Below are 13,900 nucleotides of genomic sequence, written 5' to 3'. Positions count from 1 at the left end.
CTGGAGAACCTGCGTCATGTCCCAGACCCTACGTGACAACCTCAAGCGCCTGCTGGCGCCCCGGCACCTGGCCTTCGTCGGCGGACGAAGCATGGCCCGGGCCCTCAAGCGCTGCGCCGAGGGCGGTTTTGCCGGCGACCTGTGGCTGGTCAACCCGCAGCACGCGCAGATCGACGGCGTGCCCTGCGTGGCCAGCATCGACCAACTGCCTTGCGGCCCGGATGCGGTGTTCGTCGCCACCCACCGCGAGCTGACCCTGGACTGCGTCGCCCAGCTGGCGGCCAAGGGCGCGGGCGGGACTATCTGCTACGCCTCGGGGTTTGCCGAGACCGGCGCCGAGGGCCAGGCCCTGCAACAGCGATTGCTGCAGGCCGCCGGCGACATGGCCCTGCTGGGGCCCAACTGCTACGGCCTGCTGGATTACCTGCACGGCGCCGCCCTGTGGCCGGTGGCCCACGGCGGCCAGCAGGTCGAGCGGGGTGTGGCGGTGCTGACCCAGAGCGGCAACTTCGCCTACAACCTGTCCATGAGCGACCGTTCGTTGCCGGTGGCCTACATGGCCTCGGTGGGCAACCAGGCGCAACTGGGCATCGCCGAACTGATGGACGTGCTGCTGGACGAACCCCGAGTCACCGCCATCGGCCTGCACCTGGAAGGCCTGAAGAACGTGCCGGGGTTCGCCAAGGCTGCGTACAAGGCCCTGGAAAAGGGTATTCCGATCATCGCCCTGAAGACCGGGGTGTCGCAGATCGGCGCCGAGTTGGCCCTGAGCCACACCAGCTCGCTGTCCGGCTCCGATGCGCTGTACGACGCCTTGTTCCAGCGCCTGGGGGTGATCCGCGTCAGCGGCCCGGTGAGTTTTGTCGAGACCTTGAAGGCCGCGTCCTGCGGCCAGTTGCCCGCGGGCCCGCAGTTGATGGCCCTGGCCTGTTCCGGGGGCGATGCCGGGTTGATCGCCGACTACGCCGAGCGCAATGGCCTGGAGTTGCCCAAGCTGGCGAGCGAGCAATGCCAGGCGCTGGCCCAGGTGTTGCCGGGGTACGCCAACCTGGTCAATCCGCTGGATTTCACCACCGCGATCTGGGGCGATGCCCAGGCCTTGCAGCAGATGCTCGATACCGTGCTGGGCAGCGCAGCCGACAGCGCCATGCTGGTGCTGGATTACCCGGCCGAGTTCACCGGCGAGCGCAAGGAATGCGACCTGCTGCTGGAGCTGTTCTGCGCCGCGTTGCAACGCCATGGCAAGCGCGGTTTCGTCACCTCGGCCTTCCCCGAATTGCTGCCGGCGGCGGCCCGGGAGCGCCTGCATGCCCTGGGCATCCCGGCCTTGCAGGGGGTCGAGGACGGCCTGGCGGCCTGGGGCCGGATCGCCGCCTACCAGGGCCGGCGCCAGGCCTTGCTGGAACTGGGCGAGGCGGCCCTGGTGCCGCTGTGTCCCGAGGCCCTGGAGGGGACGGGCCAACTGCTGGATGAGTGGCAATCCAAGCAGGCCCTGCGCGAATTTGGCCTGCGCATTCCCGAGGGCCTGCTGAGCACTCCCGAGCAGGCGCTGAGCGCTGCGGCGGCGGTGGGTTATCCGCTGGTGCTCAAGGCGGTCAGCGTCGAGCTGCCGCACAAGACCGAAGCCGGCGCGGTGGCTCTGAACCTCAAGGACCCCGAGGCGCTGGGCGCGGCGCTGCGGCAGATGCGCGCGCGGATCGCCGAGCATGCCCCGGGGGTGGCCTTCGACCAGGTGCTGCTGGAGCCCATGGCCGCGCCGCCCCTGGCCGAGCTGATCGTCGGCATCAAGCGCGAGGAGCATTTCGGCCTGGCCCTGGTGATCGGCGCCGGCGGGGTGCTGGTGGAGCTGCTCAAGGACAGTCGCAGCCTGTTGCTGCCGACTCATCCGGGGGCGATCCGCCAGGCCGTGCTGCAACTGCGCAGCGCTGCCTTGCTGCAAGGCTTTCGCGGACGCCCGGCGGCCGACCTGGACGCGCTGGTAGCGGCCATCGGTGCGGTGGCCGACTACGCCTGCGAACACGCGGCGACCCTGCTGGAACTGGATGTGAACCCATTGTTGGTCGGTGCCCGCGGCACCGTCGCGGTCGATGCGTTGATTCGCCTTGGCCGGGTATGAGGAGAGAGACATGCACGAACAGACCTTGACCGGTGGCCAGGCCCTGGTGCGGCTGCTGGCCGGCTATGGCGTCGACACGGTATTCGGCATTCCCGGGGTGCACACCCTGGAGTTGTATCGCGGCCTGCCCGGCAGCGGCATCCGCCATGTGCTGACGCGCCACGAACAGGGCGCCGGGTTCATGGCCGACGGTTATGCCCGGGTCAGCGGCAAGCCCGGGGTGTGCTTCGTCATCAGCGGCCCGGGGGTGACCAACGTCGCCACGCCCATTGGCCAGGCCTATGCCGATTCGATCCCGCTGCTGGTGATTTCCAGCGTCAACCACAGCGCCAGCCTCGGCAAGGGCTGGGGCTCGCTGCACGAAACCCAGGACCAGCGCGCCATTACCGCGCCGATCACCGCGTTTTCGGCCCTGGCCCTGAGCCCCGAGGACCTGCCCGAGCTGCTGGCCCGGGCCTTCGCCGTATTCGACAGCGAGCGCCCGCGGCCGGTGCATCTCTCGGTGCCGTTGGATGTGCTGGCGGCCCCGGTGGCCCGGGACTGGACTGGCGAAGTGCGGCGGCGCCCGGCCCGTGGTCCCGCCGCAGCGGCGGATGTGCACCAGGCGGCGGACCTGTTGCGCCTGGCCAAGCGGCCGATGATCATCGCCGGCGGAGGGGCTTTGCACGCCGGCGCGGCCCTGCAGGAGTTGGCGACCCGGCTGGGCGCGGTGTGCTTCAGCAGCGTGGCCGGCAAGGGCCTGCTGGCGGACCGGGCGCCGCTCAATGCCGGTGCGACCCTGTGCGTGGAGCCCGGCTGGCAGTTGATCAGCCAGGCCGATGTGGTGCTGGCGGTGGGCACCGAGATGGCCGACACCGACTACTGGCGCGAGCGCCTGCCGCTCAACGGCCAGCTCGTGCGGCTGGACCTCGACCCACGCAAGTTCAACGACTTCTACCCCTGCGCCGTGGCCTTGCACGGCGATGCCCGGCAGACCCTGGAGGCCTTGCTCGAGGACCTGGAGCAACCGCCGGCGGACTCCAGCTGGGCGGTGGCGGCGGTGGCCCGGTTACGCCGCACCGTGGACGAAGGGCAGGGCCCCTTGCAGCGCATTCACCAGCAGATTCTCCAGCGGGTGGCGGCCGAGCTGCCCGAACGCGGCTTCATCAGCAGCGACATGACCCAACTGGCCTACAGCGGCAACTACCTGTACCCCAGCCAGGGGCCGCGCAGCTGGTTGCACCCCACCGGCTACGGCACCCTGGGCTACGGCCTGCCGGCGGCCATCGGCGCCAAGCTCGGCGCGCCCGGTCGCCCGGGCCTGGTGCTGGTGGGCGACGGTGGTTTTCTCTACACCGTGCAGGAGCTGGCCACGGCGGTGGAGGAACTGGACAGCCCGCTGGTGGTATTGCTGTGGAACAACGACGCCCTGGGCCAGATCCGCGATGACATGCAGGCCCTGGACATCGAGCCCATCGGGGTCTTGCCGCGCAACCCGGACTTCATCGCCCTGGCCCGGGCCTTCGGTTGCCCGGTGAGCCAGCCGGCCAGCCTCGACGAGCTGCAACAGGCGCTGCGCCGTGGGTTCGCCCAGCCCGGGGTGACGCTGATCGAGCTCAAGCACGCCTGTGCCCAGGCCTGACCTACATTTTTTGCCAGGAGTTTCGCCATGCGTTTTTCCAAGCTGACCCAACGTATCGCCGGCGATGGCGCCGCCGCCTGGGACATCCACTACCGGGCCCTGGCCAAGCGCGAGCGGGGCGAGCCGGTGTGGCTGCTGTCGGTGGGCGACCCGGATTTCGACACCCCGCAGCCCATCGTCCAGGCGGCCATCGACAGCCTGCGCGACGGCCATACCCATTACGCCGACGTGCGCGGCAAGCGTGCACTGCGCGAGGCCATTGCCCGCCGTCACCAGTCGCGTAGCGGGCAGGTGGTGCAGGCCGATGAGGTGGTGGTACTGGCCGGTGCCCAGTGCGCGCTGTATAGCGTCGCCCAATGCCTGCTGGACCCGGGGGACGAGGTGATCGTCGCCGAGCCGATGTACGTCACCTACGAGGCGGTGTTCGGCGCCTGCAATGCCCAGGTGGTGCCGCTGCCGGTACGCGCCGAGGAGCGCTTCCAGGTGCGCCCAGAGGACGTGGCCGCGCGCATCACCGGCAAGACCCGGGCACTGGTGCTCAACAGCCCGCACAACCCCACGGGGGCGAGCATTCCCCGGGCCACCTGGGAGGCGTTGGCGGCGCTGTGCATCGAGCATGACCTGTGGCTGATCTGCGACGAGGTCTACAGCGAGCTGCTGTACGAGGGCGAGCACGTCAGCCCGGCCAGCCTGCCGGGCATGGCCGAGCGCACCGCGACCCTCAACAGCTTGTCCAAGTCCCATGCCATGACCGGCTGGCGCCTGGGCTGGGTGGTGGCCCCGGCGCCCCTGGCCGCGCACCTGGAGAACCTGGCGCTGTGCATGCTCTATGGCTCGCCGGAGTTCATCCAGGACGCCGCCATCGTCGCCCTGGAGCAACCCTTGCCGCAGTTGGCGGCGATGACCGAGGCCTACCGCCAGCGGCGCGACCTGGTCTGCGATTGCCTGGCCGACTGCCCGGGTGCCCGGCCGCTGAAGCCCGATGGCGGCATGTTCGTGATGGTCGACATCCGCGCCACGGGCCTGAGTGCCCAGGCCTTCAGCGAACGGTTGCTGGACGAGCAGGGGGTGTCGGTATTGGCCGGTGAAGCCTTCGGTCCCAGCGCCGCCGGGCATATCCGCCTGGGCCTGGTGCTGGAGCCCGAGGCACTGCGCGAAGCCTGCCGGCGCATCGCCCGCTGCGCCAGCGATTGCCTCGCCTAGGCGGAGGATCGTCGGAAGGTCCTGTGGGGTTATGCGCGGTCGGTTTCCAGGGGCGGGTCGAAGGCCACGAACAGCTGGTCGGCGGTGATGTTGGCCAGGTCCTGGCGCATGTTGCGCTCCAGCAGGCTGAACAGCCGGGTGAAGACGTCGAACACCTTGCAGTGCTCTTCCATGCCAGAGAAGGGGTTGTCGATCTTCTCGGCGATCAGCGAGCTTTCCTGCACCGCGTCGTAGACGTCCTGCAGAGTGATCTGCGCTGCTGGGCGGGCCAGGGTCAGGCCGCCCTTGGGGCCACGGCAGGAGGCGAGGATGCCGGCCTTGACCATCTGCGACACCAGGTTGCGCACCCGCGCCGGGTGGATCTTGACCCATTTGGCGATGGTCTCGGTGCGCAGCTTCTGCGGCGCGTTGGCGGCCACGAAGGACAGGATGTAGGAAGCGGTGATCAGGCGGGTCGACTGGCTCATGGGTGTCTGCAAGTCCCTGGGAAGGCGCCAGTATGCCAGCGCTGGCCGTTCAACGACGCGATGAAAGCGATTGTGTGGAAAATAAAGTATTTGTTACGGTAACAATTATAAATAAACCCCGAGGAACCGCCATGAATGTGCTGATCGTCCACGCTCACCCCGAGCCGCAATCCTTCACCGCCGCGCTGCGCGACCAGGCTCGCAGCACCTTGGAGGCCCTGGGGCACCAGGTGCAGGTCAGCGACCTGTACGCCATGGACTGGAACCCGGTGGCCAGCGCCGCCGACTTTGCCCGGCGCGATAACCCCGAGTACCTGGTCTATGCCCTGGAGCAGCGGGTGGGGGTGAAGAACGGCGGGATCGCCGCCGACATCCAGGGCGAGCTGGACAAATTGCTGTGGGCCGATCTGCTGATCCTCAATTTCCCGGTGTACTGGTTCTCGGTGCCGGCCATGCTCAAGGGCTGGATCGACCGGGTGCTGGTGTCCGGGGTGTGCTACGGCGGCAAGCGTTTCTACGACCAGGGCGGCCTGGTGGGCAAGAAGGCCCTGCTGAGCCTGACCCTGGGCGGGCGCGAGCACATGTTCGGCCAGGGGGCGATCCACGGTCCGCTGGAGGACATGTTGCGCCCGCTCTTGCGCGGCACCCTGGCCTATGTCGGTTGCCAGGTGCTGGAGCCGTTCGTGGCCTGGCACGTGCCCTATATCAGCCAGGACGCGCGCGAAGGGTTCCTGGCCCAGTACCGCCAGCGCCTGGAGCGCATCGAAGAGGAGCAACCGCTGGTGTTCCCGCGCCTGGAACAGTTCGACGAGGCCCTGTACCCGTTACCGGCGTGATGGGCTTCGTGTAGCCGCTGCCGCAGGCTGCGCATGGGCGCGTAGCGGCCAAGGGGTTGGTGATTGCTGGAAGGACCTGGGGCCTTGGCGCAGCTTCGCAGGCTCAGCAGCGGCTACAGGGGTTGTAGCCGCGGCCGTGGGGGGATCGGCTCAGAAGCGCAGGGTGACACCGGTGGTCAGCCAGCGGTCGCGCTGGTCCGTCAGGTGCTGGCCCAGGATCAGGTCCAGGTCCAGGGCGTGGCCGATGTGCAGGCGCGGGCCGGCTTGCCAGGCTTGTTCGCCGCCGCGCTGGCCGTAGCGTTCGGCGATCAGGGTCAGGCTGGGCAGCAGTTCGTATTCCACCCCCGTGCCCCAGGTCCAGCGATGGTGCTGCTGGCCGTCGTCATAGGCGTGGCTCCAGCCGGTACTGAGGTTCAGGTGCAGCGCGTCGCTGGGGCTGAAGGTCAGCGGCAGGCTGAGGTCGCCGCCGTCGAAGCTGTGGCTGCGGTTCAGTGCCCAGTGGGCGGAACCGGCGAGCGCCAGTTGCAGGCCCAGGTCGTCGCGGTCCAGCAAGGCCAGCTTGACCTGGGGGCTGAGCTGGGTTTCGCCGTGCTCATCGGTTTCCTGGCGTTGCAGCGCGGCGCCCAATTGCACCCCAGGCAGTTGGCTGAAGGTGCAGGCCGGGACCAGCACGCTGTTGTGGTTCGAGCCTTGGCGGCGATCGACCTGGTACCAGAGGTCGACATTGCATTCGCCGGGGGCGTTGATCCCGCCGTTGTCCACCACGTAGGCGCCACCGGCCGCCTGGGCCTTGGAGCACAGGGCCAGGGTCGCGGTGGCGCCGGCGGTGATGGCCAGGAACAGCAGGTTGCGCTTGAGCATGCGGCTTTTGGCGACGGGCAGCGGTTGGCCCCAGGCGCGGGAGCGGGAGGAGCGATGCGGACGATGCTGGGTCATGGCGGATCTCACGGCTGTGGGCGCCGGGTTGGCGGCGCCCGGGGTTGGAGTCATGAAGTGGCGGGTGATCACTCACCCAGGCCCAGGGTCTGGATGCCCTGGGTCCGGGCTTGGGCCAGCAGTTCCTCGGTGTCGTCGCCACCGGGCAGGGCGAGGACGATGTCGGGGCGGCTGTCGGCCAGCATGAAGCGGTTGCGCAGGCGCTCGGCGTGCTTGCCGTGCAACTGCCAGTTGGGCGGGTAGCGGACGAGGTCGGCGCCGATCTCCCGGGCCCAGTCCTCGATCTGCGCCCCGAGGAACTGGCTGCCGCCATGGATCACCACCCGTACCGGGTGCAGGCGCTGGAAGGCCTCCAGCACCTGGCGGCAGCGGCGGCTGTCGGTGTAGTGGCGACCGGCGCAGATCAGGACGCGCATCGGCTGTCCTCCCGGGTGTCGTGCGATTGGCCGGGCAGGGTCTCGGCCAGTGGCTCGCCGAGATAGCCGTGCTCGATGTCACGCTCGCCGGCCCGCTCCAGCACTGGGTAGGCCAGGGCGGCGATGTGGTGGTGGACCCGCCGGTAGTCGCGCAGCAGGCGCTGGAAAATGTCCCCGGACTCGGCCCAGGCGCTGCGGTCTTCGCGCAGTTGGCGAAAGTGCTCGCGGCCGGCGGCGGCTTCCAGGCGGCGCACGTTCTCCTTGCGTGCCACCAGTTGATGGGCGGTGGCCAGGTCTTCGCGCAGGAACACCGTGACCGCCAGGCTAAGGCTGGCCAGCAGTTCCTGGTGCAGCGGCACCAGGGTCCCCAGCTCGAAGGCGGAGAACGGCTCGCTGCGGCGCAGGCGCCGTACCGCCAGTTGCGCCAGGCTGCTGCTGAGGATGTCGCCGGCGTGCTCCAGGTTGATCACCAGCAGCAGGATTTCCTGGGAGCGGTCGGCGTCCTGGTCGCTGATGCCTTCCTTGCCGATGTCCGCCAGATACGCGCGGATCGCCGCGCTGAGCAGGTCCAGGGACTGGTCGATCTGGCGGATCTGCTCGGCGTTGGCCACCTGCGAGGTGCGCAGCAGTTGCAGGACCCGGTCGAGCATGCCCGAGAGCATGTCGGCCATGCGCAGGGCCTCGCGGGCGGCATTGGCCAGGCCGATATTGGCCACTTCCAGCCCGGCCTCGTCCAGGTACAGCGGCATGCCCGGGTCGGTCACTGGCGGCGGGGCCGGCAGCAGGCGGGTCAGCAGCTTGCCCATGGGCTCGGTGAAGCCGATGAACAGCAGCCCCAGCACCAGGCTGAAGACGCTGTGCAGGTAGACCACCAGCAGCGCCCCGGGCAGCTGGCGCACGCCTTCGAGCTGGGCCAGCGGGCCGATCCACGGCAATACCAGCGCCACCCCGGCCAGGCGCACCAGCAGGTTGCCCAGGGGCAGGCGCCGGGCGACGTTGCCGCTGGCGCCCAGCAGCGAGGGCAGGCTGCCGCCGAGATTGACCCCCAGCACCAGGGCCATGCTGGTGGCCGGCGACAGCAGCCCGGTGCCGGCCAGCGAGGCGACCAGCAGCACCACTGCCACGCTGGAGTGGCACATCCAGGTCAGCACGACCGCCACCAGCAGCGCCAGCAGCAGGTCGCCATCCAGGCTTTGCATCACCAGGCGCAACACCGGGGTGTGTTCCACCGCACCCAGGGTGGCGCCGAGCGTGCCCAGGGCCAGGAGCATCAGGCCCAAGCCGATCAGCGCGGCGCCGATGCTTTCAAAGCGCGAGTCATCGCGCAGGCGCAGGCACAAGAAGCCCGCCAGCAACGCTACCGGGGCGGCCAGCGAGAGGTCCAGGCTCAGCAGCTGGACCACCAGGGTCGAGCCGATGTTGGCCCCCAACATCACCGCCAGCGCCGGGGCCAGGCCCAGGGTGCCGGCGGCGGTGAAGGAGCTGGCCATCAGGCTCACTGCGGTACTGCTTTGCAGCACCCCGGTGATGCCGACGCCGCACAGCAGCGCCAGCCAGCGGTTGTTCAGGTGTTGCCCGAGCCAGTGGCGCAGCGGGCTGCCGAAGCCGCGCAGCAGCGAGTTGCAGATCATCTGCGAGCCCCACAGCAAGAGGGCGATGGCGCCGGCCAGGTTGATCAGAAGGGTGGTTCCCGACATGAGGGTTCTCCCGGGACGGGTGCGGGTTCAGGCGATTGCCAGGCGCAGCGAGGCGCGGTTGATGGCGGCGCTCAAATCCAGCACGAAACGCATTTCCACGGCGCTCAACAGGCCCCGCACATAGAGACGGCAACCCAGGCGGGCGAGCAGCCGGGCACAGGCGCACAAGGCGCAGACCAGCAAGGCCTTGAAGCCGCGTTGCAACGAAGAAAAAGGCTTGAGGGACATGGCGACGCTCCTTTGGGACGAGCGCTGTCGGCGTCGGCACGGCGCGGGCCGCGCCGACGGTGGCAGCAGTGGGCTGGATGATCGCAAGCGACCGCCGGCGGGCGGCCGCGCCACGTTTCAGGCCCTTAGAACCACTGCTTGAAGCGGCGGATGTACAGGGTCTTCATGGTCTGGGCGACCACGCAGTAGCTGAGCAGGGTGCCCACCAGCCAAGGGAAGTACTCCCACGGCAGCGGCACCAGGCCGACCATGCTGCCCAGGGGCGAGAAGGGCACGTAGATCCCCAGCGCTATCACCAGTCCAGTAGCCAGCATCACCGGCAAGGCCGCGGTGCTCTGGATGAACGGGATCTTGCGGGTGCGCAGCATGTGCACCACCAGGGTCTGGGACAGCAGCCCCTCGATGAACCAGCCGGACTGGAACAGCGCCGCCATCTCCACGCTGTTGGCGGCGAACACGTACCACATCAGGGCGAAGGTGGTGATGTCGAAGATCGACGAGGTCGGCCCGATCCAGATCATGAAGCGCCCGATGTTGTTGGCGTCCCACTTGCGCGGCTTGGCCAGGTACTCCTTGTCCATCTTGTCCCAGGGCAGGGCCAGCTGGGAGAAGTCGTACATCAGGTTCTGCAGCAGCAGGTGGATCGCCAGCATCGGCAGGAACGGGATGAAGGCACTGGCCACCAGTACCGAGAACACGTTGCCGAAGTTGGAGCTGGCGGTCATGTTCAGGTACTTCATGATGTTGCCGAAGGTCTCCCGGCCCTTGATCACCCCTTCCTCGAGCACCATCAGGCTCTTTTCCAGGAGGATGATGTCCGCCGATTCCTTGGCGATGTCGGTGCCGCTGTCCACCGAGATGCCGACGTCGGCATCGCGCAGAGCGGGGGCGTCGTTGATCCCGTCGCCGAGGAAGCCCACGGTGTGGCCGTTGGCCTGCAGGGCCTTGAGCACCCGCGACTTCTGCAGCGGGGTCAGCTTGGCGAACACCGTGCGTTCTTCCACCAGCCGGCCCAGGACTTCATCGTCCATGTGCTCGATGTCGCGGCCCAGCAGTGGCTCGCCGGCTTCCAGGCCGACCTCGCGGCAGATCTTGGCGGTGACGATGGGGTTGTCGCCGGTCAGTACCTTGACCGCCACCCCGTTGTCGCGCAGGGCGGCGATGGCCGGGCCGGCGGTTTCCTTGGGCGGATCGAGGAAGGTCAGGCAGCCTTCGATCACCAGTTCGCGCTCATCGCTGGCGCTGTACTGGCTGCGGGTCTGGCCTTTGGACAGCTCCCGGGTGCCCACCAGCAACACGCGAAAGCCGTCGCGGTTGTAGCTTTCGGCCAGGGTCAGCAGTTGTGCCCGGCGCTCGGCGTCCAGGGCCACGGCAACGCCGTCCTGGCGCACCCGGGTGGCGGTCTCGAGCATTTCCTCCACCGCGCCCTTGCACACCAGGAGGTGCTGGCCATGGGCGTCAGCGAGGATCACCGACAGGCGCCGGCGCACGAAGTCGAACGGCAACTCATCGATCTTGCGCCAGGCGGCGGGTGGGGTGAAGCGCGGGTTCTCTTCGGCGAAGGCCACCACCGCGCGGTCCATCAGGTTCTTCATGCCGCTCTGGTGGTAGCTGTTGAGCCAGGCCAGTTGCAGTACCTGGTCGCAGCGTTGGCCGTCGATGCCCACGTGGTGCTCGAGAATGATCCGGTCCTGGGTCAGGGTGCCGGTCTTGTCGGTGCAGAGCACGTCCATGGCGCCGAAGTTCTGGATCGCGTTGAGGCGCTTGACCACCACCTTGCGCTTGGCCATGGCCGCGGCGCCCTTGGCCAGGTTGGCGCTGACGATCATCGGCAGCATTTCCGGGGTCAGGCCGACGGCCACCGCCAGGGCGAACATGAAGGCATCGGCCCAGTCGCCCTTGGTGAAGCCGTTGATCAGAAGCACCACCGGCACCATCACCAGCATGAAGCGGATCAGCAGCCAGCTGACGCTGTTGACCCCGCGGTCGAAGGCGGTTTGCGAGCGCGAGCCGACGATGGAGCGGGCCAGGGAGCCGAAGTAGGTACGCGCGCCGGTGGCCACCACCACGGCGGTGGCGGTGCCGCTGACCACGTTGGTGCCCATGAAGCAGATGTTGGGCAAATCCAGCAGGTCTTGTTGATCGGCGGCCTGGGCCTTGGCGGATTTCTCCTGGACGGCGCCCAAGGTGTCGTACTTCTCCACCGGCAAGGCTTCGCCGGTGAGCACCGCCTGGCTGATGAACAGGTCGCGGGATTCGATCAGGCGGATATCGGCGGGGATCATGTCGCCCGCCGCGAGCTGGATGATGTCGCCCACCACCAGTTCGCGCATCGGTACTTCGCGTACCCGGGCCTGCATGCCCATCTGCTCGCGCCGCAGGACCGCGGCGGTGGTGCGGACCATCGCCTTGAGGGCTTCGGCGGCCTTGGCCGAGCGGTGCTCCTGCCAGAAGCGCATCAGGCCGCTGGCCAGGACCATCACCAGGACGATGATGACGCCGGTGAGATCGGTTTCTTCGCCGGCCTGCAGCGGCAGCCAGAAGTCGGTGAAGAAACTGATACCGGTCAGGGTCATCAGCACATAGATGAAGGGGTTGTTGAAGGCTTGCAGCAGCTGCACCAGGGCGTGCGGCGGACGGTCGTGGGCGACCTCGTTGTGGCCGTCCCGTTGCAGGCGGCCTTCGGCGTCCAGTTCGGTGAGGCCGGCGGTGCTGGAATTGACATTGGCCAGGGTCACGGCCAGGCCGTTCTGGGCTTCACGGGCGGCGCGCATCGACAGCTTGTGCTGGTCGCCGGTGGCGTTGTGGTTGCGCGAAGTTGCGATTTTTACAGTCATGGGTGTGTGCTCCTGCCGCTTGCTGACGGCGCGACACACGAGCTACTCAACTAATCAAAGGCGAGCGAAAGTATGTCGAACCGCAGGTTGGCGATCGATTTTGATCTGGGCGTCTTTCAGGATTTAACGTTCGCTGCCCATGCAATGAAGTTGCATGGACAGCGAACCTACTACTGGCCTCTTCCATAACTTTCTCCAACATTTTCATTAACTTTAAGGCGATAGGGTGCCGACAAGTTCCTATATAAGGAATTCGTCTTTGAATAACGAAAGTTATTGGCGCCTGGAACTTAGGTGCGAGCCCCGAGATACAGGCCAAGGATCAAGGCGGCCTGGGTGAAGAGCCAGGCCGCGCCCCGACTCTGCGGGTCCTGGCTGTCGTCGAAGCTCCAGCGTTGTTGCAGTTGGCCGCTGGTGGGGCAGACACGCCAGTTGGCCCGCAAGTGCGTGGCGCAGGCAGCTGTGGTGCGAGAGAAAGGCGAGCGGGCCTGGGCCTTGGGCTCAGGGCGCAGCTTGACCCGCATGGTCGCGGCAAAGGCGCGAACACCGGGCATTACAGAGGAAGTGAAGGTCATAACAGTTGCCTCGCGACCGGACTGGCTCCGGAGGAGGCAAGTTACGTAGGAGCGTCAAGCTCTAGCGCAGCTCACCCGACCGTGGAGTCGAGTCCCGTCTTGTTCAGGGTTAAGTGCCTGGCGGTGCCCGAGGGCCGCGACCAGACAGCGTCTAGATACTGTGTCCATTGGCTTCTTTGGTGAGTTGGAAAAAAGGCCGGTTTGATCGGCCCGCGCAATTTACTCAGGGCGCTGCGGTGAGTCAAGTTCAAATTGCCCGATAATCAATGTTCGATGATGTTTTTTTCAGCTTAGGTTCAGGCGCGGGATAAGTAACTTGTGAACTTGAACATATGAAGTAGGTGGATAATAAAAAGTGCCCATGATCGAAAAGTATCATGGGCACTCAATAGTCACGAAGTTTCCAGGACCTCAATGGAGCAGGTGCTGGGAAATGTCCTTGTAGGTGGCGCTGTCAGTGGCGGCCATCAATTGCCGGCCATCCTTGAAGGTGCCGATGAAGGTCACCTCGTTTTCCGTGCCCGCGATCAGGTAGCCGGCCAGGGCCCCCACCGGACCCAACAACATGGCGCCGGCCAGGCCGTAGCCCAGGGCGTCGCGGTTGGCCACGGGACTTTCGCTGGCGATTTCCAGGGACTTGAACGCCGATGCCTTGACGTCGACCCCGGCACTGTTGAACACCGTCTTGAGCCTGAAGGTACCGTGCCGGTACTCACCGGTGCCTTGCAGGAAATCACCCGATAAAACCTCGATCTTTGCCATGTTGAATCATCCTTATCCAAGCATAACCAGACAGGCCATTGGGCTCGCTGTCATGGCGAGCGTCAACGGAGTTGCGATGAAGGGCACTACCACCAGTCAGCAGCCCTCGTGCATCCAGCCTCGGCCAGTGCTCCGCTGGCGATGCTGATCCAAGTCAGGGCTGTGAATGTTTGTAGCAGCCAGCCGACCAGTGCCCCGGGGCTTCC

Annotated in this window: 12 protein-coding genes; 4 read left to right on the top strand and 8 right to left on the bottom strand. The window is 67.1% G+C overall.

Features of this window, described 5'->3' with window-relative positions; all coding sequences use genetic code 11:
- Window positions 1-16: 16 nt before the first annotated feature.
- From CAG11_RS25760 to CAG11_RS25750, 3 genes are read left to right on the top strand one after another with little or no spacing between them, the layout of a single operon-like run.
- Window positions 17-2,116: an acetate--CoA ligase family protein gene (locus CAG11_RS25760; protein WP_085598713.1), complete on the top strand. Its 2,100-nt coding sequence runs from the start codon at window positions 17-19 to the stop codon at window positions 2,114-2,116.
- Window positions 2,117-2,126: 10 nt separating this feature from the next.
- A complete protein-coding gene (locus tag CAG11_RS25755) occupies window positions 2,127-3,737 on the top strand; it encodes a 5-guanidino-2-oxopentanoate decarboxylase (RefSeq protein WP_068587061.1) in 1,611 nt (536 codons plus the stop codon).
- A gap of 27 nt (window positions 3,738-3,764) precedes the next feature.
- A complete protein-coding gene (locus CAG11_RS25750; RefSeq protein ID WP_068595681.1) occupies window positions 3,765-4,940 on the top strand; it encodes a pyridoxal phosphate-dependent aminotransferase in 1,176 nt (391 codons plus the stop codon).
- A gap of 29 nt (window positions 4,941-4,969) precedes the next feature.
- Here the strand turns inward: CAG11_RS25750 and CAG11_RS25745 are convergent, their stop codons facing one another.
- Window positions 4,970-5,407 carry an Rrf2 family transcriptional regulator gene (locus CAG11_RS25745; RefSeq protein WP_085598711.1) on the bottom strand — a complete coding sequence of 146 codons (438 nt, stop codon included), beginning with the start codon at window positions 5,405-5,407 and terminating at the stop codon, window positions 4,970-4,972.
- 131 nt (window positions 5,408-5,538) lie between these two features.
- On the opposite strand from CAG11_RS25745, the gene CAG11_RS25740 reads away from it, so the two are divergent.
- Window positions 5,539-6,243: an NAD(P)H-dependent oxidoreductase gene (locus CAG11_RS25740; protein WP_085598709.1), complete on the top strand. Its 705-nt coding sequence runs from the start codon at window positions 5,539-5,541 to the stop codon at window positions 6,241-6,243.
- A gap of 150 nt (window positions 6,244-6,393) precedes the next feature.
- Here the strand turns inward: CAG11_RS25740 and CAG11_RS25735 are convergent, their stop codons facing one another.
- From CAG11_RS25735 to CAG11_RS25705, 7 genes are all read right to left on the bottom strand, one after another.
- Window positions 6,394-7,179, bottom strand: coding sequence for a hypothetical protein (locus tag CAG11_RS25735; protein WP_085598707.1), 786 nt, complete (start codon window positions 7,177-7,179; stop codon window positions 6,394-6,396).
- 68 nt (window positions 7,180-7,247) lie between these two features.
- Window positions 7,248-7,595, bottom strand: coding sequence for a DUF2493 domain-containing protein (locus tag CAG11_RS25730; protein WP_022644062.1), 348 nt, complete (start codon window positions 7,593-7,595; stop codon window positions 7,248-7,250).
- Window positions 7,583-9,292, bottom strand: a complete 1,710-nt coding sequence (locus CAG11_RS25725; protein WP_085598705.1) for a Na/Pi cotransporter family protein — start codon at window positions 9,290-9,292, stop codon at window positions 7,583-7,585. Before CAG11_RS25725 ends, CAG11_RS25730 begins: the two co-directional genes overlap by 13 nt.
- 27 nt (window positions 9,293-9,319) lie before the next feature.
- A complete protein-coding gene (locus CAG11_RS25720; protein ID WP_085598703.1) occupies window positions 9,320-9,520 on the bottom strand; it encodes a hypothetical protein in 201 nt (66 codons plus the stop codon).
- 125 nt (window positions 9,521-9,645) lie between these two features.
- The gene (gene mgtA, locus CAG11_RS25715; RefSeq protein WP_085598701.1) at window positions 9,646-12,357 is read right to left on the bottom strand and encodes a magnesium-translocating P-type ATPase; all 2,712 of its coding nucleotides are present in this window, start codon (window positions 12,355-12,357) and stop codon (window positions 9,646-9,648) included.
- A 290-nt stretch (window positions 12,358-12,647) separates the two neighbouring features.
- Complete coding sequence (locus CAG11_RS25710) at window positions 12,648-12,932, bottom strand: hypothetical protein (RefSeq protein WP_031321607.1); 285 nt, start codon at window positions 12,930-12,932, stop codon at window positions 12,648-12,650.
- A 411-nt stretch (window positions 12,933-13,343) separates the two neighbouring features.
- A complete protein-coding gene (locus CAG11_RS25705; protein WP_022644067.1) occupies window positions 13,344-13,694 on the bottom strand; it encodes a hypothetical protein in 351 nt (116 codons plus the stop codon).
- Window positions 13,695-13,900: the final 206 nt, after the last annotated feature.

Source organism: Pseudomonas sp. B6(2017), assembly GCF_002112765.1.
Taxonomy (GTDB): Bacteria; Pseudomonadota; Gammaproteobacteria; order Pseudomonadales; family Pseudomonadaceae; genus Aquipseudomonas; species Aquipseudomonas piscis.
Note: the sequence above shows the minus strand (reverse complement) of the source record. Positions and strands in the feature narration are given on the sequence as shown.

What these genes read in the sequence shown, in the direction of transcription:
- CAG11_RS25760 (WP_085598713.1), top strand. Translation starts at nt 17, where the DNA reads ATGTCCCAGACCCTACGTGACAACCTCAAGCGCCTGCTGGCGCCCCGG.
- CAG11_RS25755 (WP_068587061.1), top strand. Translation starts at nt 2,127, where the DNA reads ATGCACGAACAGACCTTGACCGGTGGCCAGGCCCTGGTGCGGCTGCTG.
- CAG11_RS25750 (WP_068595681.1), top strand. Translation starts at nt 3,765, where the DNA reads ATGCGTTTTTCCAAGCTGACCCAACGTATCGCCGGCGATGGCGCCGCC.
- CAG11_RS25745 (WP_085598711.1), bottom strand. Translation starts at nt 5,407, where the DNA reads ATGAGCCAGTCGACCCGCCTGATCACCGCTTCCTACATCCTGTCCTTC.
- CAG11_RS25740 (WP_085598709.1), top strand. Translation starts at nt 5,539, where the DNA reads ATGAATGTGCTGATCGTCCACGCTCACCCCGAGCCGCAATCCTTCACC.
- CAG11_RS25735 (WP_085598707.1), bottom strand. Translation starts at nt 7,179, where the DNA reads ATGACCCAGCATCGTCCGCATCGCTCCTCCCGCTCCCGCGCCTGGGGC.
- CAG11_RS25730 (WP_022644062.1), bottom strand. Translation starts at nt 7,595, where the DNA reads ATGCGCGTCCTGATCTGCGCCGGTCGCCACTACACCGACAGCCGCCGC.
- CAG11_RS25725 (WP_085598705.1), bottom strand. Translation starts at nt 9,292, where the DNA reads ATGTCGGGAACCACCCTTCTGATCAACCTGGCCGGCGCCATCGCCCTC.
- CAG11_RS25720 (WP_085598703.1), bottom strand. Translation starts at nt 9,520, where the DNA reads ATGTCCCTCAAGCCTTTTTCTTCGTTGCAACGCGGCTTCAAGGCCTTG.
- mgtA (WP_085598701.1), bottom strand. Translation starts at nt 12,357, where the DNA reads ATGACTGTAAAAATCGCAACTTCGCGCAACCACAACGCCACCGGCGAC.
- CAG11_RS25710 (WP_031321607.1), bottom strand. Translation starts at nt 12,932, where the DNA reads ATGACCTTCACTTCCTCTGTAATGCCCGGTGTTCGCGCCTTTGCCGCG.
- CAG11_RS25705 (WP_022644067.1), bottom strand. Translation starts at nt 13,694, where the DNA reads ATGGCAAAGATCGAGGTTTTATCGGGTGATTTCCTGCAAGGCACCGGT.